Origin of the sequence: Streptomyces sp. NPDC020192, assembly GCF_044388685.1 — a bacterium.
Taxonomy (GTDB): domain Bacteria; phylum Actinomycetota; class Actinomycetes; order Streptomycetales; family Streptomycetaceae; genus Streptomyces.
Genome location: NZ_JBIRXG010000010.1, coordinates 127,702 through 153,151, shown reverse-complemented (window position 1 = coordinate 153,151; position 25,450 = coordinate 127,702). Strand labels below are relative to the sequence as shown.

The following is a 25,450-nucleotide window of genomic DNA, read 5'->3' as shown; positions in this document are numbered from 1 at the left end:
CACTTCCGCCCCACCGACACTCGTGTGACACTGACGTCCCCCGTCCACCATGCGGACCCCTTCCCCACCGCCTCCCCCACGAGAAGTGCGCCGTGCGTTCTCTTCCTCTGCCGCTCGCCCTCACCGCGCGGATCACCCCGGTCGCCGTCCTCGCCTGTGCCGGCTGGGCGCTGACGTCCGGTCCCGCCGCGCCGCCCGCCGCCGCCGGCTCCCCGGCCGCCCAGAAGACTCCCACCCAGTCCTCCTCCGCCGACCCGTCGTCCACCGCCGTGTCGAAGGCGTACAGCACCGCGCCCACGCCCTGCGCGAGCGTGCCCGCGGCCACGGTCACGGCCCTGGTGCCCGGGGCGAAGGCGGAAGGCAAGGAGATCCCGTCGACGGACACCACGCTGCGCCGCACCTGCTCCTGGAACGCGCTGAAGGGGTACTCCTACCGCTGGCTCGACGTGTCGTTCGAGATCGGCCAGTCGGAGCAGGAGGCCGAGCGGGAGTACCAGCAGCGGGTCACCGAGAAGAGCGGCGGCGGGGCCGTGCCGGGGCTCGGGAACAGCGCCTACTCCGTCGTGAACCTCACCACCGAGGACAAGCAGCAGACTCGCGAGGGCGTGGTGATGGTCCGGGTCTCCAACGCCCTGGTGATCGTCACCTACAACGGCAGCGACTTCGACACGAAGAAGGCCCCCGGTACGGACGAGATCAACCAGGGCGCCATCAAGGCGGCCCGCGCCGCGGTCGGCGCGCTGGGGAGCGGGCAGGGCTGAGCCCCGTACAGTTACGGTGCTCAGCCGGCCGGCCCTGCCGGTTCCGACGCCGGCTCCTGTGCGACGCCGCGGACCACGAAGCAGACCCGGGGGCCCAGTCCGACCCGGTCGCCGTTGCGCAGGCGGGCGGAGCCGTCCGGGCCCAGGACCCGGTCGTTGACGCGGGTGCCGTTGGTGGCGCCCTGCGCGACCTCGCTCACCCAGGCCGCCCCGTCCGCGGTGTGCACGACGGTGGCGTGCCGGGCCGAGACCGTCTCCTCATCGGCCAGCAGCGCCGCCGCCTCGGGGGCCCAGGTGCCGTCGCGGCCGAGCCGGAGCTCCCCGCCCCGCGGCACGTCGAGATGCCGGCCGCCGCCGGGGAACACCAGCCGCAGCACTCCGCCCGCCAGCCGCTCCGGCCGCGGACCCGGGCCGGCCTCCCCGCCCGGTGCGGCGGGCGGGGACAGGCATACGGGGCACGCGCGCGTACCGGTGGGGACCACCGCGCCGCACCTCGGGCACCGCCGGCCGACGGACGGCGGGGCGGGCGGACGGAGCGGGCGGACGGGGGGCGCGGCAACGTCGACATCCCAGTCGTCATCATCCCAGTCGCTTACCTCCGTCAAGGATCCCTCCCTTCTTCAGGACCACCGTCGTGTCCACCCGGCCGCTGTCGGCCTCCCGTACGTCCGTCACCACGACCGTGCTGCCGGGTCCGAGGTCGGACGCGGCGAACAGTTCCCGGGCGAGCGGGTTGATCAGATGGGTCTCCAGCACCATGCCGATGCCGCGGCCGCCGTTCCACTTGTCCCGGGTGCAGTGATCCAGCAGCGCCCGCCGGGCCTTGTCCTCGATGCGGAGGTCGAGTCGGTGGCCCTGCACCAACTGCCGCTGGATGTTGTGGACTTGGAGCGTGAAGATCTCCTCGGCGACGTCGTCGGAGATGAAGTCGAAGACGACGACGTTGCCGCCGATCCGGTTCATCAGCTCCGGCCGGCCGATGACCTGCTCGAAGTGCTTCTTCACGTTGTCCTTGACGGTGGCCTCCAACTCCTTGTACGGCGTGCCGGGTTCGACGATCCACTCGCGTTCCCCGGTCTCCGGGTCCGTGCGCTGCACGCCCAGGTTGGAGGTGAAGATGAGCACGCACTCGCTGAAGTAGGTGGTGACGCCCTGCCCGTCGGTGAGCCTGCCGTCCTCCAGCACCTGCAGGAACTTGTCGAGGATCCCCTTGTCGGCCTTCTCGATCTCGTCGAAGAGGATGACGCGGAAGGGGTTCTCCCGTACGGCGGAGGTGAGTTCGCCGCCCGCCTCGTAACCGACGTAGCCCGGGGGCGCACCGACGAGCCGGTCGGCTGAGTGCGCGGCGGAGAACTCGCTCATGTCGAAGCGGAGATACGCCTGGTCGCTGTCGAAGAGCACGGAGGCCACGGCCTTGGCCAGTTCCGTCTTGCCGGTTCCGGTCGGCCCGGCGAAGAACAGCACACCGCGCGGCCGGTGTCCGGGGCTGGTCGCCTGCGCCCCGGACAGCCCCAGCGCGGCCCGCTTGAGGATGTCCAGGGTCATCGCGACGGCCGCCTCCTGTCCCAGTACCCGGCTGGGGATGGACCGTTCGTCGCGGGGGTCCTCGCCGCGCAGGATGCGCCGGCGGATCTCGTCGCGGCTCCAGGGGTTCTTCTCCACGCCGAGCCGGTAGATCCGCACGGCGTCGGGCATGGCGGCGAACGGCAGTCCGCGGGAGCGGGCGAGTTTCACGCTCTCCTCCATGGCGCGCAGGCTCAGGCCGGAGGCGGCGCGGGCGAACGCGCCGACCGCCCGCGCCGTCGCCTCCCGGTCCGTGCCGGTGGGCGCGGCGGAGCCGTCGCGGGTGCCGCGTCCCGGGTACCGCTCGTAGCGCTCGTGCAGGAGGCGGGCCATCGTGGTGCGTTCGTCGGCGTCCGGTTCCGGTACGGCGACCGCGCGGATCCGCTCGCTGCCGGCGATCAGCCATCCGGGGACGTCCCGCTCCCCCTCGGCGAGCCAGATCACCGGGTTGAACAGGCCCGGGCCTTCGGGCACGAGCGCGGCGGTGGTGGGCAGGGACGGCAACGGCCTGGCCTCGTGGGCGAGTTTGAGGCAGCCGAGGAAGAAGTCCCGTTCGTCGTTGGTCGGCCGGGACGGATCGACCAGCAGACGGGAGGCGTGGTCGATCACCAGGACGACCCGCAGCGGCCGTTGCCGGTTCTCCTCGCGCTGCCGGGCCCAGCCGTCCGTGATGTCCCGCAGCTGTTCCAGTACGGCCTGGCGCCCGGCCGGGCCCTGGCCGGGGAACTCGCAGGGCCGCTGGAGCAGTTCCTCCACGGCCGCCCGGGCCGCGCCCTCGCCGACCTGGGCGACCCGGAAGCCGCTGACCTGGTCGCACAGCACCAGCGCCTCGTAGCCCTTCTCCCGCAGCGGGTTCCACAGCACGTCGAGCAGCTGGTGGAAGCGGTCCCGGCCGCGCCGGCGCACCAGGTGCAGGTCGCGGATGTTGCCGTGCAGGACGTACTGCGCGTGCACGCCGAGCGTTCCGACCAGCTCCTCCGCGAACGGCGGGAGCCGGTCCGCCTCTTCCGGTTCCCTGGACAGGACTTCCCTGGACAGGTCCATCGTTCCTCCCCCATGCGCTCTCAGCGGCGCTCGTCGGCTCGGCGGCGCTCGTCGCCGTCGACGGTCCGGTGCCGGGCGGCGTTCGGGCGTACGTCCTGCTGCTGCCCGGCGGCCTGTTCGGCTTCGGCGATCAGCTGGTCGACCACGAACGCGTCCTCCCCCAGCACGCCCGGCAGCGCCCCCTCGGTGTGTTCGACGGTGAGCTCCAGGTCCAGTCCCAGCGCACCGGTGATCTCCTCGAACTCGGCGAACCGCTCGCGGGCCTCGGCACAGCGGGCGTCGTCCAGGGCGCGCTGCTCGGGTGTCCGCTCCCCCGGTGTGCCCCGGTACATCGTCGCCACGCGCAGGGTGCCGTCGGCGAGGCTCGCCCTGAGCCAGTGTCCGGGCTCCCAGCCGTCCGGTGTCCAGTCCAGGCGGATCTCCTGCCCGTCGGGACGCCCCGCCCCGGCCCGGCCGCCGTAGCGCCTCGACAGCTCGGCCACGGCGTCGGCGCACCGCGTACGGATGTAGATCGCTTCCAGGATCTTCTGACGCTCCGTCACGCGGTCTTCCACCAGCTTGCGTTCGGGCTGGGTCAGCGGGGTGCCGTCGTCCAGGGTGCGCCGGAGCAGCTCCACCGCGTCCGGGGCCGGGGGGAGGTCCTCGGCGCCCTCGGGGGTCTCGTAGACGAGGAAGTCGTACTGCAGCGCGGCGCGTTCCTGGGCCTCGCGCATCTCGCGGGCCTCGTTTCCGGCGTCCAGGACGAACTTGCGTGCCTCGCTGAGGTGGCGGCGCGCCCGGCGGGGGTCGTCGGCGGCACGGCGTACGGCGTTGCGGACGGCCTGTGCGGCGAGTGCGGCGGTCTCGGGAGGAGCGTACGGGTCCAGTTCGCCGAGGATCTCCGCGCCGCTCCGGCGGACCCCCTCGGGGTCGAGGGGCTCGGGGGTGGCGCGCCGGGCGGCGGGCTGCCGTGCCTCGGCGTCGGCGGTGCGCTCGTCGGTGAACCGGAGCAGGGCGCGCTGCCTGCTCTCGCTCAGGGCGCGCTGCCAGTCGTCGTCCTGCTCCTCGTCCAGCCGCAGCCGGGCGGTGAGCCGCTGCTGTTCCCACACGGCCTGCCGTTCCTCGGCGCATCTCAACGCCTCTTCGGCGTAGGCGAGTTGGCGCCGCAGTTCGCCGAGCTGTTCCCCGACGGGCGTCAGCGGCGGCGGCAGGTCGGGGCGGGGCGGGGGTCCGGGTGGGCCGCCGTGGCGCGCGGCCCGCGTCACCCGGGCGTGCAGGGCGTGTCTGCGGGCGTTGATCCGGGCGGCGGCGAAGGCGGCGGCCTCCCACTGCTCGGCGGCCGAGGCGGCCACCTGCTGCTGGAGCTGGAGGCACCGCTGCTCCTCCGCGGCCCGCACCGCCGCCGCGGCGAGCACCCGGGTGCCGAGCAGGGCGGCCCGTCCGACGAGCAGTACGCCGCTGAGCGAGCCGAGCGCCTGGAGCGCCGCGTCCGTGGCGTGGTGGACGGCGTGCCCGGCCGCGCCGGCGACGTGGCCGGCCGCCGCGTCGTGCAGATGCAGCAGGCCGGTGTGCGGCAGCGTCTGCGGGTCGACGGGCGGCGGTGGCGGCGGGAACTGCACGGCCGGTGCGACCATCTGGATGGTGGGGAAGGCGAGACCCGAACTCATGCCCGTTCTCCTGTCGTGTCGGTCCGTGTCCCGGCCCGTGTCCCGATCCTTGTCCCGGAGCGCCGGTTGGCCACCCGCCGGGCCCGGCGGTCGCGCCGCAGGCGCCGCCATGCCCAGCCCCGGCGCACGCTCCACGCGGCGACCGCGACGGCCGCGGCGAGCGGCCACAGCCACGGGGCCTCGGCGATCGCGTAGAACCCGAGGAAGACGGCGAGGGCGAGCAGTGCCGCCCCGGCCCAGCGGCCGCCCCGGGTCCGGGCGAGCCGGCCGGGGCGCTCCGCGCTGCGGATCAGCAGGCCCGCCAGCGAGCGGTCGGGGTGGTAGAAGGGCGGGCCGATGTAGACGGCGGTCCACAGTTCCACCCCGTAGACGAACGCGGCGGCGGGCAGCGCCTCCAGCCAGGCCGTGACGACCGCCCCCTGGGAAGCGCGGCCGAACACGTCGGCGAGGCCGATGACGAAGGTCCAGGGTGCCGTGACGACGGTGGCGCCGAGCAGCGCCCAGCCCAGGGTCGGCAGGCGGTCCAGCCGGCGCAGTACGGCGAGCAGCCCGTCCTGGTCGGCCGCCAGGAGCCGCACGTAGTCCTCGTGGGCGCGCCGTTCGCCGAGCGCCTGCGCCTCGTCGGCCGCCCGGCCGGTGAGCTGGTGGGCGGCGACGAGGCGGATGTCGTCGTCCTGGGCGTTCAGCAGCGCGTCGAACCACGGCACCCGCTCCGGGAACTCCGCGCGCACCCGCAGCAGCAGGTCGGTGAGCCGGCCGCGGGTGCGCTCCGGTTCGCGCGCCAGTTGCAGCAGCCAGGCGTCCACGGCCACGGTGCGCCTGAGGGCCGCCCGTCCCCGGCGGCCGCGTTCCAGCTCCCGTACGGTGGGCTCCCAGCGGGCCCGCAGCACGCGCCAGGCGCGGTCGGTCTCGTCCAGTGCTCGGCCGCCCGGCCGTTCGGCGAGGTGGGTGAGGATCTCGGGGTGGTCGGCCAGCTGCCGGATCAGCGCGACGGCCTCGGCGTGTCCGTCCCGGGCGCCCTGGCACAGCCGGCGCAGGCCCGGCGCGTCGAGGCCGGCTCCGTGCCAGGAGGCGTCCAGGCCGGGGCCGAGCCAGTTCAGGAGCCGTACGACGTCCTCGACGGACGGCGGCCGCTGCGCCAGCGCGGCCCGCAGGCCCTTGAGCCGGTCCCGTTCCTCGGGGCTGCGGTCGGCTGCGTTCTCGAACTGGCCGAGCCAGGTGACCAGTTGGGCCCGGTCCTGGTCGTCGGCCAGCATGCGGGCCGCCGCGGCGGGGTTCTGGTCCAGGTGGAGGGCGAGCCGGTCGGTCCCGGTGAACTCCTGGCCCATGAACGGGAAGGGCTCGATCGCGGGGCGCCCGGGGTCGTCGGGGAAGACCGGCCCGTCGGTGCGCGGGGCGACGTCGGGGTCCCGGCCCTCCAGCCAGTCCCCCACCTCGTCGGCCCCCCAGCGGTGTTCCGGGGCGCGGGTGAGCAGGCCCTCGCAGAGCAGCCGGGTCCTGCGATCCGCGATGCCGCCGACGTCGGGGTCGTGCGTGGCGATCTCGAAGAGCACCTCCTCGTCCCGGCGGAACTCGATCGGGTGCCTGCCGAGGGCGAGTTCGGCGACGATCATGCCGAGCGACCACCAGTCCCCGGCCTCGGAGACGGTCTGCCTGAGCGGTCCGGCCTCCGGCGCGAGGTAGAGGGGTTTGCCGCGCCAGTCGGTGCGGGGCTCCGATGTCTCGTCGGGCCGGTGGACGGCGGCGCCGAAGTCGACGAGGACGAGGTCGGGGGTGTCACCGCGCCGGGTCTGCACCATGATGTTGTCGGGGGTGATGTCCCGGTGGACGACGCCCTGTTCGTGCAGGGTGGTGACGGCGTCGTACAGCTGGCGCGCCACGGCCGGGACGGCCCCGGCGGGCAGGCCGTCGGGGTGGTCCTCGCGGTACCTCTCCAGGGTCTCCTCGCCGTGCGACCAGTACAGGTGCCAGGGATGTCCGTGCGCCTCCCCGGTCTCCAGGAGCCGTTCCACGTGCGCGGCCGGGCCCTCGGCGAGCCGGCGCAGTTCGTGTGCCACGTCCCGGTCGGGGGCGTGCAGCCGGTGGTACCACTTGAGGACCAGGGGTATCTCCGCCGGGCCATGACGGGCCGTCAGGTCGCGGACGCGCAGGACGACGGCCTCGGCGGGCCGCCGCGCCTCGCGGAGCACGGCGACCAGCGGGAAGCGGTCGGCGAGTTCGGGGGGTACGTCGGTGAGGACCGGACGGGTCTCGAGGACACGGGCGTCGGTGAAACCCCCGTCCTCGGGGCCGACGAACCGGGTGGGCCGAGGGGTCGTCATCGTCCGGCCTCCCTGGAGACGCGCGGGGCGCGCCCGGGGGCCGCCCCCGGTGCGGGGCATCGGGCGCGGCGACCGCGGGCCGCGGCGGCGAGCACGGCCAGGCGGCCGCGCGCGACGTCGGCCGCGCCCACGCCGCCGCGACCCACGTGCCGGGCAGCGCGCCGCGGGCCGGGCCGTGCGCCCCGCCTCGGGTCGCGGACCGGGTCGGCGGCGGCTCCCTCTTCGACGGCGGCTGCGCGTGATCGCGCCGCCGGGCCGGCACACGGCGAACCGGCCCGGCGCGAGGGACGGGCGGCGCCGGACACCACCCGAACTCCCGGGCGGAACAGGGGCTTTCCGTGAGCTACGGCCTTGTCCCGGCCGGGGCTACGATGCGTGGCATGCACACCCTGCCCTCGCACGAGAGCCTCGTCGCCGAACTCAGGGACCTGCGGCGCCGGGGCCTGCCCGGGCTGCGCCACTGCACCCGGGACGCGCTGCGCGAGGCCGCCGTCGCGGCCGGCCTGTGCACCGGGCCGGACGACGAGCAGACCGGTATCGAGGAACTGCTCGGCGCGGCCGTGCGGCGGCTGGCCGGCGGGCATCCCGTGCGCGACGACGACTCCTGCGATCCGCTGGCCCGCGCCGCCGCCCACTCCTTCGGGATCTTCGCCGCGCGCCGCGGGGTGCCCGGCACCGACCGGCGCAAGGCCGCGGCGGGGGTCTACGGCGTGACCACCGAGCGCTTCCGCAAGAGCCAGGAGCGCGAGGTGATCGACGAACTCGCGGCGGCGGTCCTGGCCGTGGCCCGGGAGGCGGGCACCCGGCAGACGGATGTCGTCACGGAGTCCACCGCCCCGTCGGCACCCCCGGGGCACGCGGCACCGGCCGCCGCCGGATTCCCGCCCCGGCGCCCGTCCCGGCCGGGCGTCAGGCCGGCCGCCGCGCCGGCGGGCCGGATCACCGTCCGGGTGAGCCCGATCGAGGAGGTGCGGGGCGTGGACGTCCTGGTCTCCTCGGAGAACACCTATCTGGAGATGTCCAAGACGTTCCGCCCCACGGTCTCCGGCGCGCTGCGGCGGGCCGCCGCCGTCCGGGACGCGGCGGGCGAGATCGTGGACGACGTCCTCGCGCGGGAACTGGGCGTGTGGCTGCGGACGCACGGCCGTACCGGCATGCCCGTGCGGCCGGGCACGGTCGTCGCCACGTCGTCCGGCGCCCTGGCCGCCCAGGGGGTACGGCGCATCCACCACGCGGCGATCGCCACCCCGGTCGGCGACGGCGACCGTTACCACGTGTCCCCCGCCATGCTGGGCGAGGCGGTGCGGAGATCCTTCGAACTTGCCCGCCACGAAAGCGAGTTCCTCTCTCTGCCGATGTCCTCGATCTGTTTTCCGCTGCTGGGCTCCGGCCGGGGCGGCCTGCCCGTCGAGACGGTGGCCCGCCGGATGGTCCACGCGGTCCGCGAGGAGCTGCGCCGGGACCCGTCCTGGTCGGTACTGCTGGTCACGCCCGAGGAGAGCCACGCCCGCGTGCTCCGGGCCGCCAGCTCGGCTCCGTGAGGGTCACCCCGTCCTGCTTCAACGTCCGTTCCAGCGCGGTGAGTTCGCCGCGCAGCGGGACGCCGTAGAGGCGCAGCCGGCCGTCCTCGCCGGGGGCGGCCTGCAGGCGCGGGCTCCCCGACTCCCGGGCCAGGTGCGGGGCGTGGCGGAGGGCGCCGAGCGGGGTCAGCGGGACGATCCGCTGGTTGGCCGAGCCCCGCCAGACCAGCCGGGTGGGCTCCGCGACCCGGAACCGGCCGACGATCACGGCGTCCGCGCCGTCCAGGGCCGCGCGCCGTTCGGGCGTCAGTTCCCCGGGCTCGTACCCCGTGTACACCAGCACGTCCGCGGGCGGGGACCCGGGGCGTCGGGCCTCGTCCCGCAGCCGGGCCGCTCCGGTCAGGAGCCGGGCGAGCGCCGCCGCCTGCTGCAGCGGTTCGCCGCCGCTGACGGTCAGGCCGTCCGCGCCGTCGGCGAGGGCCCCCCGCCACAGCGCGAGCACCTGAGGGACCGTGCCGGCCGTCCCCGCCGCCGGGTCCCAGGTGTGCCGGGACATGCATCCGGGGCAGGCCAGCGTGCAGCCCTGGAACCAGATGCCGAGCCGCCTGCCCGGGCCCAGCGTTTCGAGCGGGTAGTGGGTCCCGTCGAGACGTAATTCCACGGCATCTCCTCCTCGCACGGCTTGGAGTATCCAGGGCGCCGGGGAAAGCGCGCAATTGCCGGAAAGCCTCCGTCCGGTTCCGCGCCGGGCGGGATCCGGTTGTTTTCCGGAACACCACAAAGAATGATCCGGCTTCCCCCAAATCACCAGTCCCGTAAGGGGATTTGCTCCGCTACTCTCTCCCCATCGCGGCGCCTTCCCACCCGGACCGCCCGCGACGAATGGGGGACGTTCGAAATGATCAATGAGGGTCGAATAAATGTCCGGGTCCGACAGCTGAAAGCCGGGCGTCTGTCATCGGCGCTCGCCCGGTTCCACGGCCGCCGGGACGCGGCCGGGCTCCGGGAATTCCTGACGGACACGGCGGCGGGCCACGCACCGGACGACGCCGGCCTGCCGCCCTACATCCTGGGCCTGCACGCCCAGGTGGAGCGCGGCGCCGCACGGGTGCGCTCCCGGTCGCTCGCCGAGCACCGCGAGCTGCACGTGCGGATCCAGGCCGAGTCGGTGCGTGTGGTGACCCAGTACACCGTGCGCGAGGAGCCGGCGCCGGCCGCGCTCGCCCGGTTCGGGCGGATGGTCGGGCAATGGCGCTCGGCCGCCTCCGTCGACCGGCAGCGGGCGCAGCAACTCGTGGACGAGGCGAACCAGTTGATCGCCTGCTACTGGGACGCCGCCTGGGCCCGCACCCGGCGCGACGGCCATGTCCGCGGCGCGCGGCCCACCGGCTGGCTGCCCGGCCGGACCGCCCTGGACCACACCTGGGCCCGGCTCGACGACGGCCTGCTCAGCGACCGCTGGTACGCCCCGGAGCGGGCCGGGCACGACGCCGATCCGTCGGCCGTCGCGCAGGCCCTGCACATCCTCGATCACCAGGCCGCGCGCGGCGGTCCGGGACCGGCGCGCGGCGGCGACGCCCCGAGCGGCCAGCGATGGCGATGATCCCGCCCCGTCCGCGGCCCGCCGCCGCCCGCATCCCAGGAAGGCCAGGGAACAGAATCGTGCATCACTCGGCCCGGACCGGTCACCGGTCCCCCGCCCGCGCCGCCCGCCGGATCGCCGTCGTCGTCCCGCTGGTGTGCGCGCTCGCCTCCCTCGTGTCCTGCACCAAGCAGGAGGAAGCCCTCACCACGCCCTGCGGGGTGGTCGTCGACGGTTCGGGCTCGGCCGCCGCGGACAAGAAGGGCTTCGACTCGGAGGCCAAGCTCAAGGACACCCTCGTCGAGTTCCTCACCGACCAGAAGTGCGGAACCGTGGACTACGCCCCCATCACCTGGTCGTCGCGCAGCTCCTCGTGCCGGCAGGACCAGGTGGATCTCGACCCGCCGCACGACGCGAACACCGACCAGAAGGTCCAGCGGGCCAACGCCCTGAAGCAGGCCGCCGTCGCGGCGCTCGCCGAGCTCAAGTGCGCGCGCACGGAGAACGGTTCGGACGTGTGGGGGGCGCTGGCCCGCATCGGGGAGGCCGTACCGGACAAGGGCGGGACGCCCAAGCTGCTCGTCGTGAGCGACTTCGACCAGGCCGACCGGGAGTTCGCCCTGTCCCGCGTGGACATCACCACCCAGGCCAAGCGGGCCGAGGTCATCGACTCGCTCGTGAAGAGCCGGGGCCTGCCCGGCATCAAGGGGATGGACGTCTTCCCCGTCGGGCTCGGCATGCAGTACTGGGCGAATCCCAGCGAGGCCGGCAACTTCGAGTCCTTCTGGACGGAAGCCCTGGAGGGGAGGGCCAAGGCACATGTCGACAACCAGTACAAGCGCTGACGGCGGGCCGGAGCCGCGCCGACGGCGCCGTACCCGGTCCGTCCCGGTCCCGGGGCGGACCGGGCAGCGGACCGCCCGGCCCCGGCCCCAGGCGGCCCCCGGCGCTCCCGCCGGCCGCCGGCCCCTGGTCCTCGACGACAGGGCCGAACGCGGTCTCATCGCCGAGGCCGGGCGCAAGGGCCAGGAGGCGGCCAGAAAGGGGGCGTTGGACCCCTGGGTGCTGGGCAGCGGTGACCGGGTGCCCTACTTCGCGGAGCTGGCCTCCCTGCGGGACGCCGTGATCCACCGGGTCGAGGAGGACCTGCGGCTGCGGGAGGAGACGGCACGGCTCGAGGACGCCCAGGCGGCCTCCGACGTGACCGCGGGCGAGACCGAGACCCGGCTGCTGGACGAGCGCCTGCGGGAGGCCGAGCGGGACATCGTGAACGCCCGGCAGCAGCTCGACCTCCTCGCGATCCGCTCCTCGCGCTGGCTCCGCTTCCGGGACCGGCTGCGCGAACGGGTGGAGGACCGCTGGCTGCGCGCCCGCTTCCCCGACCCGGAGCCACCGCCCGGCACCCGCACCGGCGAGCCGGACCCGGCGGGCGGCGGCCCCCTGCGGGGCGAGCCCGCGGCCGACGCCGAGGAGGGCGCGGACCCGGGCGACGACTGGCAGTCGGTGGCCACGGCGGGCACCGCCCCGAACGGCACCTCGGCCGCCGCACTCCGGGCGGAGATCCGCGCCGCCCGGCAGGACACCGCCGCCACCGCGTCCGGCGAGGGCTGGGAGGGGCTGCAGACCCGTCCCGGTCTGCCCCGGTGGATGACCTGGGCCCTGCTGGGCGTCATCGGGGCCGTGGAGATGCCGGTCTACTGGATCGCGTACCAGCCCTTCCACGGGGTCGGCAGCACGGGCGGCGATCTGCTCTCCGGCACGCTCGCGGTCTCGTCCGCGATCGTCATGGTGGCCGTGCCGCACCTCGCGGGGCTCCTGCTGCGCTGGCGCTCGGCGACCGGATCGCCGCGCGGCGGCTGGTTCCCGGCCGCGTCGCTGCTCGGCGTGTGGGGCGGGCTGACCTGGCTGCTCGGCACGCTGCGCGCCAAGTTCGTGATGCAGCACGCCCCCGCGGCCCCCGCCGGGGGCGATGCCGCGGGCTTCCGCGGGCTCGGCGGCCCGTCCGCCGACTCCACCACCCTGGTGGACCGGCTGCATCTGACGACCCAGACGGTGACCTGGCTGTTCTGCGCGCTGCTGCTGCTCTCGGGCGGGGTCGGCTTCCTGCTCGGCCTGTTCCGGGAACACCCCTTCCTCGACGCCTTCCGCACGGCGGTGGAACGGCGTACGGGACTGCTGCGGCGCCGCGAGCAGAACCTCGCCGTCACCGAGCGGGCCCGGGCCGCGCAGGAGACGGCCGAGGACCGGCAGCGGGACCGCAGGGAGGCCGCGAACGAGCGGATCGCCACGGCCCGCAAGCTGTACGAGGCCGCCGCCCACGAGTATCTCGACGGGGTGATGACGGCCGCGCAGGACAGCGCCGTCACCGAGTCGGCGATGCGCCTGTCGCAGAACTGGCCGCTGCTGCCGGCCTCGGTACGGGACCGCTGAGGCCGCCCGGCGCCGGACACGCCACTGCCCCGGTCCTCGTCAGGAGGGCCGGGGCAGTGGCGTGTTCCTCGGGGCGCTCACTCCTCCGGGGCGGGGACGACCGCGCGCAGCGGCGCCAGCAGCCGGTTGACCGTGCGCAGGTCGTCGGCCGAGGCGAGCCGCAGGCACTGCTCCGGGCCGGGCTCGAGGGGGACCTCCGGGCAGCGGTCCCGGAACAGCTGGAGCGCCGGGCGCGGCCGGCAGCGTTTGGACGTCCACCACAGGCCCTGCGCGTCGGCCCGGCGTTCGCGGATCACCCGCACCCAGTACCGGGTGCCGGCGTACTCCTCGGTGTCGACCAGCCAGTGGTCCTGCCATACGGCGGCCAGCCCCTCGGCGCTCGTGAGGTCCACCAGGGACAGCTCCGCCGTGGTCCGGACGGCGGACAGGACATACCGGGAGGCCTGGGCCCACGGGATCAGACGCACGCCGGCGGCACCGAACTCGACGGACCTGAGGAGGACTTCGGACAGGGCGGTGACCGGGTCGAGGGCCGCGTAGAGGTAGGGGTAGGCGTCCTTCTCGGTGGGGTCGAAGCGGTTGCCCTTGAAGTACTCGTGCGCGACGGTCGGGTTGAACTCTCCGGCCGCGAACCGCTCCTCGTGGCACCGCCACAGCAACGTGCCCGCGGGCAGCGCGTGCCACACCGGCTCCATGGGAACGCCCTCGGGCGGGATCTGCTGCCCCATCAGCTCGCTCCCACCAGCTCGGCGGCGGCCCGTTCCAGCGCTTCGTCGGGCAGGACACCGAGCAGCTCCGCGGGGACGCCGCCGAGCCATCTGTTGCCGCCCAGCCACCAGTCGGCGGCGCCCCAGGGATCACGGTCCGCGCACAGCAGGACGTTGATCCGGCGGACGACGGGCAGCGGTTCGGCCGTGCCGGGCCGGAACTGGAAGCGGGGGTAGCGGATGCCGCGCTCCGGGTCGCGCAGCCGGATCAGACCGCCGGGCGGAGCGGGATGCCCGGTCCCGGTCAGCGCGGCGTGTTCGGCCTCGGTGAGCGCGGGTGCGGCGAGGAGCTTCCGGCGGGCCGCCCGCAGCAGTTCGGCGGGGTCGGGCGGTGGGGTGCCGAGGACGCCGAGCACCGCGTCGACCGTGGCGAGGGAGGGCAGTTCCCGGGTGCCGGCCGCGTACCGGTGGCCGCCGAGTGCCCGGGACACGGGGTGGCCGGGCGGCAGCGCGGACAGCGTGCGCCTCAGCCGGCGTACGGCGCGGGCGACGGCGGCCGGGTTCCCGGCGGCGGTCTCCTCACGCAACTCCCGTAGCACTACGGCCAGTTGGATGAGGGTGTCGTCGTCCAGCCCGGTGAGGACAGTAGTCCAGTGCTGCTCCAGGAGCCGGAGCAGTTCCTCCGACGTCATGCGTGCTCTCCTTCCTTCTGCCGGGCAGGAGTGGTGGCCGGTGCCGGGTTGCCGTGGTGGACGAAGGCCGCCCAGGTGTCGGGCCGGTCCCGGAAGTCCTCCGCGAGCCGCCGGCCGGCCGCGATGCCTTTCAGCGCCCGGACCGGCGGGCGGGCGTCCGGCGCGGTGAGCATCCAGCGCTGGGCGGCACGCAGCGCGTCGGGCGGGGCCAGGCCCCGGGCGAGCGCGTCGTGCAGGACGAGCATGAGGATCTCGGACGCCCTGTCGTCGACCTTCCAGCGGGAGCCGACGGCGTCGGCGGCCAGCCGGTGCACCAGGACCGAGGTGACGGTCAGGGCCTCGTCGTGGTCGCGGGTGGTGAGGTCCGTCTCGCAGCCACCGCACACGACCAGGGGCCCGGCCGAGCGGAACGCGTCGCCCTCCGAGGGTGCCTCCAGCAGCGCGCTCAGGGTGAGGTCCCCGCAGGCGCCGGGCCGCGCGGCGAGCCGAAGGGCCGACCGGGTGGGGTCCGGCCCGGCGAGTCCGTGACAGGCGAGGTGCACCAGCGAGGCGGGGGCGGCGGCCCGGCCCCCGAGCAGGGCCAGCACCGTCTCCGGGGTGGCGGGGTCGCCGTCGGGGTGGTGAACCACAGCGCCCGGGTAGTACACGTCGGCCAGGGTCTCGATCTCCTCCTCGGCCCACTCCAGATCGTCCGCCCCGTGGAACACCAGGGCCGGCCGCTCGGCGGGTGCCATGCGCCGCCGGGCCACGGCCCGCAGGAACTCCCGCCCGGAGGCGGCATGCGTGACGACGGCGACCTCACAGGCCCGGACGGCACCCGGCACGCCAGGACCGGCGGGCGGCCGCAGCACGGCGGCCGGCCAGGGTACGACGCCCAGGTCACCACAGGGCACGACGACGAGACGTACGGCATCGGCGGTGGCCGCGCCCCCCGAAGCACCCGTCACGCCGGCCTCGGCAAGCGCCCGGTCCCACACCGCGAGGTGGTCCAAGGCGGGCCCCAGCACCTCGCCGGCCCACCCGCACATACCGTCCAGCGCGCGCAGCCGGCGCCGCTCGGTACGCTCCCTCTCCCGCGGGTTGAAGGCGCGGTAGTCGTCGGTCTCCAGGGTCTGCCGATGCGCCCCCGCCGCCAGGTACTCCGCGACGGGCCCGCGGCCCTCGGGGGCCAGAGCGGGCAGGGGCAGCGCCTCGACAGGGCCCTCGTGGGTGACGAGCAGCACGGCCCCGTCCGGGGCCTCGACGCCGGGAACCAGGTACAGCAGCGCGTCCGCGCCCGACTCCAGCAGGCCGGCGCGCAGGTCGTCCACGGAGGCGGGCACCGGCTGTACGTCGTCCCCGCCCCGCCCCCGCAGCACCTCCAGCGAGCGGCGCCGCAGATCACCGGGCAGCCCGGGGGCGCCCGCGCCGGCCGCTGCCAGCACCTCCAGCGGGGAGCGCCCCCGCAGATCGGCCAGGGGGCCCGACCCCGCCTCGGCGGACAGTTCGCGCAGGGAGCGGTCGTCGCCCCACTCCCCGGCCGGGTCGGCCCCCTCGCGCCAGCGCTCGGCGAGTTCGCTCTCGCCGAGGGCCGCCAGCCGGTCGGCGACACCCGCCGAGACGGCCGCCGCGCCGAGCACCAGGGAACGGCCCGCCTCCAGACATGCGAGCGCCTCCTCCGTACGGCCCGCGCGCAGCGCCCAGAAGGCCGCCTTGCGGCCCCGGTCGGCGGCCGCGCGGGCGATCCGCAGGCCGCGGCCGACGCCCTGCTGGAGCAGGACGTCGTCGGCGGAGTGCCGGAGCGAGGTAAGGGCGAGGGCGACGGCGGCCCGCAGTTCGTCGTCGGCGCCGGGCGCGCCCGCGCGGAGGATGGCACGCTGGGCGCGGTAGTCGGCCAGGTGCCAGACGAGCCGGGCCTCGCCCGGCCCGCCCTCGGGCAGTTCCGTCCGCGCCCGCGTCAGCTCCTCGATCGCCTCGTCCAGGGCCCCGGCGTCCCCGGTGAGGTGGTGCAGGATGTCCAGGGCATGCGCGATGCCCTCGCGCGCCCTGGGCCGGAAGTCGGCGGTGAATCCGGGGATCTCCAGCGCCGCCCGGGCACGCCGTACGCCCTCGGCGATACGGCCCGGATCCGACTCGGTGATCGCCGTCAGGCTGATCAGCGGGGCCCACATGATGTCGAGGAGTCCCCGCATCACGGGCATGTCCACCGTTGTCTCCACGGCCCGCCGCACGTGGTGCACGGAGGCGCGCAGGGACGCGGTCCAGTCGTCCGCCGACGTGGCGAGCACGGCCAGGCCCAGGTAGGCCACGCCGAGGATCAGTCCGGACATGGCCGCGGTCCATCGCTCGGCGCCGGCGTACGTCTCCTCCAGTTCCCGTGCGCACACGGCGTCGATGACGTCCTCGACCGCCTCGGCGTCACCCCGGTCCAGGGCGGACGTCAACCGCTCCTGGAGCCGGACGTACTCGACGCACAGGCGCAGGGTGGCGGCCACGTCGCTCGACGGGGCGTCGTCCCACTGCTGCGCCTCCAGCAGGGCCCGGGCCAGGTCCGCTTCCTGCAGGCTGCCACCGGTGTACGAGGCCCCGAGGAGCAGTCCCGGCAGGACGCCGCCGAGCCACTCACCGTGTTCGCGGCTGTCGAGTTCCCCGTCGGCCGACGCCTCGTGCATCAGCCGGAGCGCCTGTCGGAAGCCCTCCATGTCGCCGGTGCGGGTGGCGAGGGCGGCGTGGGCCAGGGCGGCGATCATCCTGGACGGCAGGGGTGCGCGGCCGTCCTCCCCCACGCCGGCGGTCTGTGCTCCCGACAGTTCGGCGAGGAGTCCGGACAGGTCCCGTGGCGCGACGGTCCCCGGGGACATCACCTCGGCGAAGGCGAGGAACCGGGCCAGGTCCTGCCGGACCGCCCCGGACGCGTCGGTGTCGTCGGCCGCCGCCTCACCGGTCCCCTCCGGCTGCGACGATCGCACGGTGAGGACACGCTCCATCTCGTGGAGCAGCAACGGCACCAGGGGAGCCAGCGTCGGCGCCAGCGGTCCGTCCGCCGTGTCGACCAGGTGCCGGCCCTCACGGAAGATCGCGGCGGTGTCACCGGCCCCCCGGGCCTCGGTCATCGCGCCGAACAGCCTCAACTGGTCGCGGAGTTGGGGTGTCAGCTGCGGGTGCTCGCGTTCCAGCAGCAGCTGGACGAGCAGCGCGCAGTCCTCCACGATGCCCGAACCCCCCTCGGCGAGGGGCGAGCCGATCCGAGACAGGAACTCGAGCCGGTCGACGGTCCACTCGCCCGTGGGTACGGCCCCCACCTCACGGTTGAGCCGCACCAGCCGCGACCCGACCAGGGCCCCGAGATCCCGGCGCGCCGCCTCCCGGTCCCCCTCGCCCAGCAGGGCCGACGTGCGGGCCTCCTGCAACAGCGCCAGCGCTCGCTCCCGGTCGGCGGGCGTGCCGTCCAGGACGAACCGTACGGCGTGGCACCGGCCGAGCCGCGCGGCCACCGCGGCGCCGGTCGCGTCATCGCCCTTCTCACGCCGCACCTCGCCTAATATGAATGTCAGTTCATCGGTCAGGGCATCGAGCTCCGGCCCCCGTATCCCCTCGTACGCCTCCGGATCGACCGGTACGGAGAACCCGTCCGTACGCGCGAGCGCGACGGCGGCGCGGTCGGCCATGGATGCGGCCCCGGCTTCACTCATGCGTCCTCCCCTCCGCTGCCATGGTGCCCGTTCCCGCGCTCCGGCAGCCGGGTTCCGGCGCACCTCACCGGCATCGCGCCGGACAACGCCCGGGTCGTGGCCGGCCTACGACCGGTCCGCGCGGGGCACGAAGGGCAGGCGGGGACGCACCAGCGTGATGCCGAGGCCCACCGTCCAGCCGTAGTCCGCCAGGGGAGGGAGTACAGCTTCCACGGGAAGATCAGGACCGCGAGGACCGCCGTAATGAACGCTATACCCGCATCTGGTTTCGCCGTGATGGGCGGATCACCGAACCGTCGCGGTGACGAGAGCGGGTTCCGGCAGTTCCGTCGGTGCGGTGTCGCCGTACCACGAGAATTCGAGGGCCGAGAGCCTTCCTGCTGGTTCCTCAGCTCTTGCACGCCCGGGAATTCAGGTGCGAGGAGCTGGGCGAGGGGCGCTCCGCGAATGGTGACTGTTCCACCATCTCGAAGGCCTTGCCGAGCGCCTCCTGGGTGCACTTCATTCGCGTGGAAGCGAGGCGCGCGGTCGGTGTCGTCTCCTCCGCCGGCCACCGGCACGCCGCGCTTGCGCCCGCCGGCGGAGCCCAGTTGACCGCCTGTCTGCAGTCCGGCACCGGAACGCTCACCATGGCGGGTTACGGCCCGCGCACTCGGCCTCCGAGCGAGCTGCTCGACCGCCCCCGATACCACGCTCCACGGTGGCGCGCGCCACCTGGACGCCGGGAACCACGCCCGCCCCACGGTGTGTGGGGCGACTGCGGACGGGACGGGAGCTAACGCCGTGTCCATGTGGTGAGGCTGAGCAGGGTGTACACCAGCAGAGCGGAGGCCAGGCCGACGGCCCAGCCGTAATCGGCCAGGGGCTTGAGGAACGGGATGATGCCGTCGGCGGGGAAGGGGCCCTGCTTGACGCCCTTGACCACGGTCGAGTACGAGCCGCCGACGGCCAGGACGCCGCCGATCGCGAAGGCGGCCACCGCGCGCAGGTTCCAGCCGCCGGTGTACCAGTAGCGGCCGTCGCGCTGGTACAACTCCCCCAGTGCCAGGCGGGTACGGCGCACGATCCAGTAATCGGCGACGAGGATGCCGGCCACGGTGCCGAGCAGTCCGCCGACGAAGCCGAGCCACGTGAAGATGTACACGTGCGGGTTGGCGATCAGCTTCCACGGCATGATCAGGATGCCGACCACGCCAGTGATCAGCGCGCCGGTACGGAAGCTGACCAGTCGCGGCAGCAGGTGCGACAGGTCGTACGCCGGGGAGACGACATTGGCGGCGATGTTCACCGACAAGGTCGCCACCATCACGATCAGCAGCGCGAACAGGGCGCCGACGGTGTTGCTCATCTTCGCACTCAGTGCGATGGGATCCCAGATCGGCGCCCCGTAGACGGCCTGGGAGCCGGACGTCACCAGCACCGACAGGATCGCGAACAGTGTCATCGTGGTCGGCAGGCCCAGGGCCTGACCCCACAGCTGGGCGCGCTGGCTGCCGCCGAAGCGTGTGAAGTCGGGGATGTTCAGCGACAGCGTGGACCAGAAGCCGATCATGCCCATCAGAGAGGGGAAGAACACCTTCCAGAACCCGCTCCCCCAACCCAGGCTGGAGGGCTGGTCCAACAGCGGGCCGAAGCCGCCCGCCTTGGCGGCCATGACCCCCAGCAGCACCAGCGCGCCGACGATCACCAGCGGCGCCGCCCAGTTCTCCACCCTGCGCAGCGTCTCCATGCCGCGGGTGATGATGGCGACCTCGATGAGCCAGAACACCCCGAACGACAGCCACTGGGTCCACGGCGTGCCCCCGATCGAGCCGGCGTGCAGCCAGCCGTGGCCGAACAGCTTGCCGGCCAGCAGGAAGATGCCTTCCCCACCGATCCACGTCTGAATGCCGAACCAGCAGCACGCCACCGCCGCCCGCACCATCGCCGGCAGGTTCGCCCCGCGCACCCCGAAGGACGCTCGCGCGAACACCGGGAACGGGATCCCGTACTTGGTGCCGGCATGACCGGTCAGCAACATCGGCACCAGCACGATCACGTTCGCCAGCGCGATCGTCAGCACTGCCTGCTTCCAGTCCATCCCCAGCGCCACCAGCCCCGAAGCCAGCGTCCACGACGGAATGCAATGCGCCATTCCCACCCAGAGGGCGAGATAGTTGTAAGTCCCCCATGTCCGGTGCGCGATCGGGACCGGCACCAGGTCCGCGTTGGCGAAACGCGAATCTTCCAGCACCGCCGGATCGGACAACGCGACCCGGCCGTCCGGATACACCTGCTGCGCGACGGCCGGATCGGCCAGGGTTCTTCCACTGGGGGACATCAGGACCACCTCGTATCGCAAGACTCATGTGACGATGCGTGCCAGGAGCGAGTTCCACGCGCCCGTCGGGGCGTGGCCGTGCGGGCACCAGCCCCCTCCCCGGGGACGGCGGGGAGGGGAGACCAGGAGGGGGCGTGGGGGGACTCGGACGGCAGGGACGGGGTCAGGCGTTGACGGCCGGGATCACCTTCGTGCCGTAGGCGTCGATGGTGGCTTCCTGGGCGTCGTGCATGTCGTAGACCGCGAACTGGTCGACGCCCAGCGCGCGCAGTGCCTTCAGCTTCTCGATGTGCTTCTCGGCGGGGCCGATCACGCAGAAGCGGTCCACGATCTCGTCGGGCACGAACGCGGTGTCGGGGTTGTCGGCGCGTCCGTGGTGCGAGTAGTCGTACCCTTCGCGGGCCTTGATGTACTCGGTGAGTGCGTCGGGGACCTGGGCGGAGTGCTCGCCGTACTTGGCGACGAGGTCGGCGACGTGGTTGCCGACCATGCCGCCGAACCAGCGGCACTGCTCACGGGCGTGGGCGAGCGCCTCGGGCGAGTCGTCCTCGGTGACATAGGCAGGGGCGGCGACGCAGATCGTCACCTCGGACGGGTCGCGTCCGGCGGCGGCTGCCGCGTCCTTCACCGCCTTGACCATGTACTCGGTGAGGTAGAGGTCGGAGAGCTGGAGGATGAAGCCGTCGGCCTCCTCGCCGGTCATCTTCAGCGCCTTCGGGCCGTACGCGGCCATCCACACGGGGAGTCGGGCGCCTTCCCTGATCCACGGGAAGCGGATCTTCGTGCCGCCGAGGTCGGCCTCCTCGCCGCTGCCGAGGGCGCGGATGACCTTCATCGCCTCGCTGATCCGGGCGAGGGTGTTGGGTTTGCGGCCCGCGACGCGCATCGCGGAGTCGCCGCGGCCGATGCCGCACACGGTGCGGTTGCCGAACATGTCGTTGAGGGTGGCGAAGGTGGAGGCGGTGACCTCCCAGGTGCGGGTGCCCGGGTTGGTGACCATCGGGCCGACCGTCAACTTCTGTGTGTTGGCGAGGATCTGACTGTAGATCACGAACGGTTCCTGCCACAGCACGGCGGAGTCGAAGGTCCAGCCGTAACGGAAGCCGTTGCGCTCGGCTCGTTTCATCAGGCTGACGACACGGGAGGCAGGGGGGTCGGTCTGGAGGACCAGTCCGAAGTCCATGGGCGCCACTCCTAGTTGAGGTACTGACAGGTGGAGCGCGGGGTGTAGACGCCGTGACCGGCGTGTCCGGTGTACTCCCGCTCGGTGATGACGGGCACGCCGCGCGAGAGCACGGTCTCGACCCGGCCGGTGGTCCGCTTGCCCTCGTAGGCCGAGTAGTCGACGTTCATGTGGTGGGTCTCGGCCGACATGACCTGCTCGGCGTGCGGGTCGTAGATCACGATGTCGGCGTCGGCGCCCGGGGCGATGGTGCCCTTCTTCGGGTACAGGCCGAACATGCGGGCCGGGGTGGCGCAGGCGATCTCGATCCAGCGGCGCCGGGAGATGTGCCCGTCCACGACGGCCTGGTGCAGCAGGTCCATACGGTTCTCGACGCCCGGCAGCCCGTTGGGGATCTTGGAGAAGTCGCCGCGGCCGAGGTCCTTCTGGCCGGTGAAGCAGAACGGGCAGTGGTCGGTGGAGACCACCTGGAGGTCGTTGGTCCGCAGGCCCCGCCACAGCTGGGCCTGGTGCTCCTTCGGCCGCAGCGGGGTGCTGCACACGTACTTCGCGCCCTCGAAGTCCGGCTCGGCGAGGTTGTCGGTGGACAGGAACAGATACTGCGGGCAGGTCTCGCCGAAGACGTTCAGGCCCTCGTCGCGGGCCCGCGCCAGCTCGGCCACCGCCTCCGTCGCCGAGACGTGTACGACGTACAGGGGGGCGCCGGCGACCTGGGCGAGGCGGATGGCGCGGTGGGTGGCCTCGGCCTCGAGCAGGGCCCTGCGGACCTCGCCGTGGTAACGGGGGTCGGTCTCGCCGCGGGCCAGCGCCTGCTCCACCAGCACGTCGATGGCGATGCCGTTCTCGGCGTGCATCATGATCAGCCCGCCGTTCTCGGCGGAGCGCTGCATGGCGCGCAGGATCTGGCCGTCGTCGGAGTAGAAGACGCCCGGATAGGCCATGAACTGCTTGAAGGAGGTCACGCCCTCCTCCACCAGCAGGTCCATCTCCTTCAGCGTCTCGTCGTTGACGTCGGAGACGATCATGTGGAAGGCGTAGTCGATCGCGCAGTTGCCCTCGGCCTTGGCGTGCCAGGTGTCCAGGCCCTCGCGCAGGGTGTGGCCGACGCCCTGCACCGCGAAGTCCACGATCGTCGTCGTACCGCCCCAGGCGGCGGCCCGGGTGCCGGTCTCGAAGGTGTCGGAGGCGAAGGTGCCGCCGAAGGGCAGCTCCATGTGGGTGTGCGCGTCGACGCCGCCCGGGATGACGTACTTCCCGGTGGCGTCGATGGTCCGGTCGGCGGTGAACGCCCCGGCGGCGGGCGTACCGGAGGCGGCGAGGGCGGCGACGCGGCCGTCCTCGATCAGGACGTCGGCGTGGATCTCGTCCGACGCGGTGATGACGAGACCACCGCGGATGACTGTACGGCCGGTCATGCTGCTCCCTCGGTCAACTCGGTTACGGTCAGGGTGCGGTCAGCGGCGTGTACGCCCCCGGCGCCCGGTCGCGGTAGAACTGCCAGCGGTCGCGGACCTCGCGGAGTTTGGCCAGGTCCAGGTCGCGGACGACGAGTTCGGTCTCCTTGTCGCTCGCCGGCTCGCCGACGAACTGGGCCTCCGGGTCCACGAAGTACGTGGTGCCGTAGAAGTCGTTGTCGCCGAGGTCCTCCACGCCGACCCGGTTGATCGCGCCGACGAAGTACTCGTTGGCGACGGCCGCCGCCGGCTGCTCCAGCTGCCAGAGGTAGCGGGACAGGCCGCGTGAGGTGGCCGAGGGGTTGAAGACGATCTCGGCTCCGGCGAGGCCCAACGCCCGCCAGCCTTCCGGGAAGTGGCGGTCGTAGCAGATGTAGACGCCGATCCTCCCGACGGCCGTGTCGAAGACGGGCCAGCCGCTGTTGCCGGGCCGGAAGTAGAACTTCTCCCAGAATCCCTGGACCTGGGGGATGTGGGTCTTGCGGTACTTGCCGAGGTAGGAGCCGTCCGCGTCGATCACGGCGGCCGTGTTGTACAGCACGCCGGGCTGCTCCTCCTCGTACATCGGCAGGACGAGGACGATGCCCAACTCCCGTGCCAGCGACTGGAACCGCTGGACGGTCGGCCCCTCGGGAATCCGCTCGGCGTACTCGTAGAAGGCCTTGTCCTGGACCTGGCAGAAGTAGGGGCCGTAGAACAGCTCCTGGAAACAGAGGACTTGGGCGCCCTGGGCGGCGGCGTCGCGGGCCGCCTGCTCGTGGACCTGGATCATGGATTCCTTGTCCCCGGTCCAGGCGGTCTGGAACAGGGCGGCGCGGATCACTCGGCTCATCGGGACCTCCGGTAGCTCGGTGTGCCGTGAGCCTAGAAAGCCGGAGCAGGCCGTTGGATTGGCAGCGTGTCACGTCTGCGGGGCGTGGGCGTGCCACCGTGTCACGTGTTCGCTGACCCATGTTTCACCGCCGTTTTCCCAGGTCGTCGCATGTTTCACCGCTGTTGCGCGTCGTGCGCGAGGAGCGCGATGTGTACGGAGGCCGCCTGTTCGAAGTCGTCCAGGTCGACACCGAGGCGGGCCTGTATCGCCTCCAGGCGCCGGTAGAGGGCGGGCCGGGAGACATGGTGGAGCTGGGCGGTGCGGGACTTGTTGCGGCCGGTCGCGAGATAGGTCCGCAGCACGTTCAGCAGCTCGGGTTCGGCCGCGCAGAGCAGCCCGTCCAGCTCCCGTTCGGCGAAGGACTGCACCTGCGGGTCGTCGCGCAGCAGCCGGACCAGGCCGCGCAGGTGGACGTCCTTGAGGCGTACGACGGCCGGTAGGTCGAGGGCGTGGGAGGAGTCGGCGACGGCGTCGGCGACATGCCGGGCCTCCCGCAGCCCGGCGGGCACGTCCTCCCAGGCGGTACGAGGGTCCGCGGCGGCCACCACGGCGTCGGACCCGGCGCGCAGCCGGGCCGCGAAGTGCCCGGTGAGGGTCTCGGCGTCCTGGTCCCGGGCGAGGCTGAGCAGTACGGCGGCCGCTGTGTCGGCGAGTTCGGCGACGAGCCCGGACATCCCCAGCAGCCGTAGCACGCGGTCGAGTTGCTCGGGGCTGCGGCCGAGGACGACGAGCGGCACGAAGGTGCGCCGGTTGACCGGCAGTCCGGCGGCGCGGGCCCGGGGCAGCAGTTGCCGGGCCGGTACGACACCGGAGACGAGGTCGGTCAGCAGGCTCTGCGCGGACTGCTCCTCCCAGGTGCGCGCGGAGCCGCCGCCGAGCATGCGGTGCAGCACCAGCGCCTCGACGGCCCGGTCGGCGAGCAGCCGCCCGGTGGCCGTGTCTCCGCGGTAGCCGCACAGCAGGAGCCGGCCCCAGCGCTCCCCGCGGCCGCCCAGCTCGGCGCTGATCCAGCCCTCGCCGTCGGCGCCGCCGGCCTGCCGGGCGATCCGCTCCCAGTCGCGCAGCACGTCGTCCACCGCGGACCGCTCCCCCGCCGTGGCGAGGACGCGGTGGGCGAGGTTGGTGACGACGACCGGGCAGCCGCTGTGCACGACGACCTCGTCGAGGAGCCGCTGGAGGGGGACGCCGGCGGTGATGAGCCCGGTGAGCGCGGTACGGACCGACTCCGAGAGGCTGACGGCGGCGAACTTGCGCCGCACCAGCCGGGACTGGACCTCCTCCGTCAACTCGGCGAAGGGGAAGGGCCGGTGGAGCACCACCATGGGCAGACCGCACCGGTCCGCGGCACGGCGCATCGCGTCCGGCGGCGCGGGGAAGGCCCGCCCGAGACCGAGGACGACGGCGGCCGCCTCGGCCCGGTACAGAGACTGGACGTACTCGGCCTGCTTGGCCTCGTCACCGGCCAGCAGCACACCGGTGGTGAGCACCATCTCGCCGCCGCTCAGCATCACCCCGACGTCGGCGGCCTCGGCGACATGCACCCAGCGCACCGGCCGGTCCAGCTGCCCGGCCCCGGCCACCACCTCGGGCTCCCCGGCCAGGACCCGTTCCAGGGCCAGCACCTGGCGGACGGAGAGCACGGGTTCCCAGCCGTACCGGGCCTCGGAGGTGGTGGTCATGGC

Annotated in this window: 18 protein-coding genes; 5 read left to right on the top strand and 13 right to left on the bottom strand. The window is 73.6% G+C overall.

What is annotated here, in order from left to right; genetic code table 11:
* Positions 1 to 92: 92 nt before the first annotated feature.
* Complete coding sequence (locus tag ACH47Z_RS20745) at positions 93 to 761, top strand: hypothetical protein (protein ID WP_399075629.1); 669 nt, start codon at positions 93 to 95, stop codon at positions 759 to 761.
* A 20-nt stretch (positions 762 to 781) separates the two neighbouring features.
* Here ACH47Z_RS20745 and ACH47Z_RS20740 read toward each other — a convergent pair whose 3' ends face one another.
* From ACH47Z_RS20740 to ACH47Z_RS20725, 4 genes are all read right to left on the bottom strand, one after another.
* Positions 782 to 1,243 carry an FHA domain-containing protein gene (locus ACH47Z_RS20740; RefSeq protein ID WP_399075627.1) on the bottom strand — a complete coding sequence of 154 codons (462 nt, stop codon included), beginning with the start codon at positions 1,241 to 1,243 and terminating at the stop codon, positions 782 to 784.
* Positions 1,244 to 1,340: 97 nt separating this feature from the next.
* Positions 1,341 to 3,368, bottom strand: coding sequence for an AAA family ATPase (locus ACH47Z_RS20735; RefSeq protein ID WP_399075625.1), 2,028 nt, complete (start codon positions 3,366 to 3,368; stop codon positions 1,341 to 1,343).
* 20 nt (positions 3,369 to 3,388) lie between these two features.
* Positions 3,389 to 5,014, bottom strand: coding sequence for a hypothetical protein (locus tag ACH47Z_RS20730; RefSeq protein ID WP_399075623.1), 1,626 nt, complete (start codon positions 5,012 to 5,014; stop codon positions 3,389 to 3,391).
* Entirely contained in the window at positions 5,011 to 7,335 is a 2,325-nt protein-coding gene (locus tag ACH47Z_RS20725; protein ID WP_399075621.1) for a serine/threonine protein kinase, read from the bottom strand. The genes ACH47Z_RS20730 and ACH47Z_RS20725 overlap by 4 nt, the downstream gene beginning before the upstream one ends.
* Positions 7,336 to 7,715: 380 nt before the next feature.
* On the opposite strand from ACH47Z_RS20725, the gene ACH47Z_RS20720 reads away from it, so the two are divergent.
* Complete coding sequence (locus ACH47Z_RS20720) at positions 7,716 to 8,876, top strand: macro domain-containing protein (RefSeq protein WP_399075619.1); 1,161 nt, start codon at positions 7,716 to 7,718, stop codon at positions 8,874 to 8,876.
* On the opposite strand, the gene ACH47Z_RS20715 is transcribed toward ACH47Z_RS20720, so the two are convergent.
* Entirely contained in the window at positions 8,821 to 9,516 is a 696-nt protein-coding gene (locus ACH47Z_RS20715) for a 4Fe-4S single cluster domain-containing protein (RefSeq protein ID WP_399075617.1), read from the bottom strand. The genes ACH47Z_RS20720 and ACH47Z_RS20715 overlap by 56 nt on opposite strands.
* 237 nt (positions 9,517 to 9,753) lie before the next feature.
* Here ACH47Z_RS20715 and ACH47Z_RS20710 point away from each other — a divergent pair, with 237 nt between their 5' ends.
* Genes ACH47Z_RS20710 through ACH47Z_RS20700 form a run of 3 tightly spaced genes read left to right on the top strand, consistent with a single transcriptional unit; the run spans position 9,754 to position 12,867 of the window.
* The gene (locus ACH47Z_RS20710) at positions 9,754 to 10,458 is read left to right on the top strand and encodes a hypothetical protein (protein WP_399075615.1); all 705 of its coding nucleotides are present in this window, start codon (positions 9,754 to 9,756) and stop codon (positions 10,456 to 10,458) included.
* Between the two features lie 59 nt (positions 10,459 to 10,517).
* Positions 10,518 to 11,282: a hypothetical protein gene (locus ACH47Z_RS20705; RefSeq protein ID WP_399075613.1), complete on the top strand. Its 765-nt coding sequence runs from the start codon at positions 10,518 to 10,520 to the stop codon at positions 11,280 to 11,282.
* The gene (locus ACH47Z_RS20700; protein ID WP_399075611.1) at positions 11,257 to 12,867 is read left to right on the top strand and encodes a hypothetical protein; all 1,611 of its coding nucleotides are present in this window, start codon (positions 11,257 to 11,259) and stop codon (positions 12,865 to 12,867) included. The genes ACH47Z_RS20705 and ACH47Z_RS20700 overlap by 26 nt, the downstream gene beginning before the upstream one ends.
* A gap of 77 nt (positions 12,868 to 12,944) precedes the next feature.
* Here ACH47Z_RS20700 and ACH47Z_RS20695 read toward each other — a convergent pair whose 3' ends face one another.
* From ACH47Z_RS20695 to ACH47Z_RS20660, 8 genes are all read right to left on the bottom strand, one after another.
* Positions 12,945 to 13,595, bottom strand: coding sequence for an RES family NAD+ phosphorylase (locus ACH47Z_RS20695; protein ID WP_399075609.1), 651 nt, complete (start codon positions 13,593 to 13,595; stop codon positions 12,945 to 12,947).
* A complete protein-coding gene (locus tag ACH47Z_RS20690; protein WP_399075607.1) occupies positions 13,595 to 14,266 on the bottom strand; it encodes a hypothetical protein in 672 nt (223 codons plus the stop codon). Before ACH47Z_RS20690 ends, ACH47Z_RS20695 begins: the two co-directional genes overlap by 1 nt.
* Positions 14,263 to 17,937, bottom strand: coding sequence for a CHAT domain-containing protein (locus ACH47Z_RS20685; RefSeq protein WP_399075605.1), 3,675 nt, complete (start codon positions 17,935 to 17,937; stop codon positions 14,263 to 14,265). The genes ACH47Z_RS20690 and ACH47Z_RS20685 overlap by 4 nt, the downstream gene beginning before the upstream one ends.
* A gap of 775 nt (positions 17,938 to 18,712) precedes the next feature.
* A complete protein-coding gene (locus ACH47Z_RS20680) occupies positions 18,713 to 20,257 on the bottom strand; it encodes an NCS1 family nucleobase:cation symporter-1 (protein WP_399075603.1) in 1,545 nt (514 codons plus the stop codon).
* A gap of 163 nt (positions 20,258 to 20,420) precedes the next feature.
* Positions 20,421 to 21,440 carry a TIGR03842 family LLM class F420-dependent oxidoreductase gene (locus ACH47Z_RS20675; protein ID WP_399075601.1) on the bottom strand — a complete coding sequence of 340 codons (1,020 nt, stop codon included), beginning with the start codon at positions 21,438 to 21,440 and terminating at the stop codon, positions 20,421 to 20,423.
* An 11-nt stretch (positions 21,441 to 21,451) separates the two neighbouring features.
* Positions 21,452 to 22,855: a dihydropyrimidinase gene (hydA, locus tag ACH47Z_RS20670; RefSeq protein WP_399075599.1), complete on the bottom strand. Its 1,404-nt coding sequence runs from the start codon at positions 22,853 to 22,855 to the stop codon at positions 21,452 to 21,454.
* Between the two features lie 28 nt (positions 22,856 to 22,883).
* Positions 22,884 to 23,726 carry a nitrilase-related carbon-nitrogen hydrolase gene (locus ACH47Z_RS20665; RefSeq protein WP_399075597.1) on the bottom strand — a complete coding sequence of 281 codons (843 nt, stop codon included), beginning with the start codon at positions 23,724 to 23,726 and terminating at the stop codon, positions 22,884 to 22,886.
* Between the two features lie 155 nt (positions 23,727 to 23,881).
* Positions 23,882 to 25,447, bottom strand: a complete 1,566-nt coding sequence (locus tag ACH47Z_RS20660; RefSeq protein ID WP_399075595.1) for a PucR family transcriptional regulator — start codon at positions 25,445 to 25,447, stop codon at positions 23,882 to 23,884.
* Between the last annotated feature and the right edge of the window lie 3 nt (positions 25,448 to 25,450).

What these genes read in the sequence shown, in the direction of transcription:
- ACH47Z_RS20735 (WP_399075625.1), bottom strand. Translation starts at nt 3,368, where the DNA reads ATGGACCTGTCCAGGGAAGTCCTGTCCAGGGAACCGGAAGAGGCGGAC.
- ACH47Z_RS20730 (WP_399075623.1), bottom strand. Translation starts at nt 5,014, where the DNA reads ATGAGTTCGGGTCTCGCCTTCCCCACCATCCAGATGGTCGCACCGGCC.
- ACH47Z_RS20725 (WP_399075621.1), bottom strand. Translation starts at nt 7,335, where the DNA reads ATGACGACCCCTCGGCCCACCCGGTTCGTCGGCCCCGAGGACGGGGGT.
- ACH47Z_RS20720 (WP_399075619.1), top strand. Translation starts at nt 7,716, where the DNA reads ATGCACACCCTGCCCTCGCACGAGAGCCTCGTCGCCGAACTCAGGGAC.
- ACH47Z_RS20710 (WP_399075615.1), top strand. Translation starts at nt 9,754, where the DNA reads ATGATCAATGAGGGTCGAATAAATGTCCGGGTCCGACAGCTGAAAGCC.
- ACH47Z_RS20700 (WP_399075611.1), top strand. Translation starts at nt 11,257, where the DNA reads ATGTCGACAACCAGTACAAGCGCTGACGGCGGGCCGGAGCCGCGCCGA.
- ACH47Z_RS20695 (WP_399075609.1), bottom strand. Translation starts at nt 13,595, where the DNA reads ATGGGGCAGCAGATCCCGCCCGAGGGCGTTCCCATGGAGCCGGTGTGG.
- ACH47Z_RS20690 (WP_399075607.1), bottom strand. Translation starts at nt 14,266, where the DNA reads ATGACGTCGGAGGAACTGCTCCGGCTCCTGGAGCAGCACTGGACTACT.
- ACH47Z_RS20685 (WP_399075605.1), bottom strand. Translation starts at nt 17,937, where the DNA reads ATGAGTGAAGCCGGGGCCGCATCCATGGCCGACCGCGCCGCCGTCGCG.
- ACH47Z_RS20680 (WP_399075603.1), bottom strand. Translation starts at nt 20,257, where the DNA reads ATGTCCCCCAGTGGAAGAACCCTGGCCGATCCGGCCGTCGCGCAGCAG.
- ACH47Z_RS20675 (WP_399075601.1), bottom strand. Translation starts at nt 21,440, where the DNA reads ATGGACTTCGGACTGGTCCTCCAGACCGACCCCCCTGCCTCCCGTGTC.
- hydA (WP_399075599.1), bottom strand. Translation starts at nt 22,855, where the DNA reads ATGACCGGCCGTACAGTCATCCGCGGTGGTCTCGTCATCACCGCGTCG.
- ACH47Z_RS20665 (WP_399075597.1), bottom strand. Translation starts at nt 23,726, where the DNA reads ATGAGCCGAGTGATCCGCGCCGCCCTGTTCCAGACCGCCTGGACCGGG.
- ACH47Z_RS20660 (WP_399075595.1), bottom strand. Translation starts at nt 25,447, where the DNA reads ATGACCACCACCTCCGAGGCCCGGTACGGCTGGGAACCCGTGCTCTCC.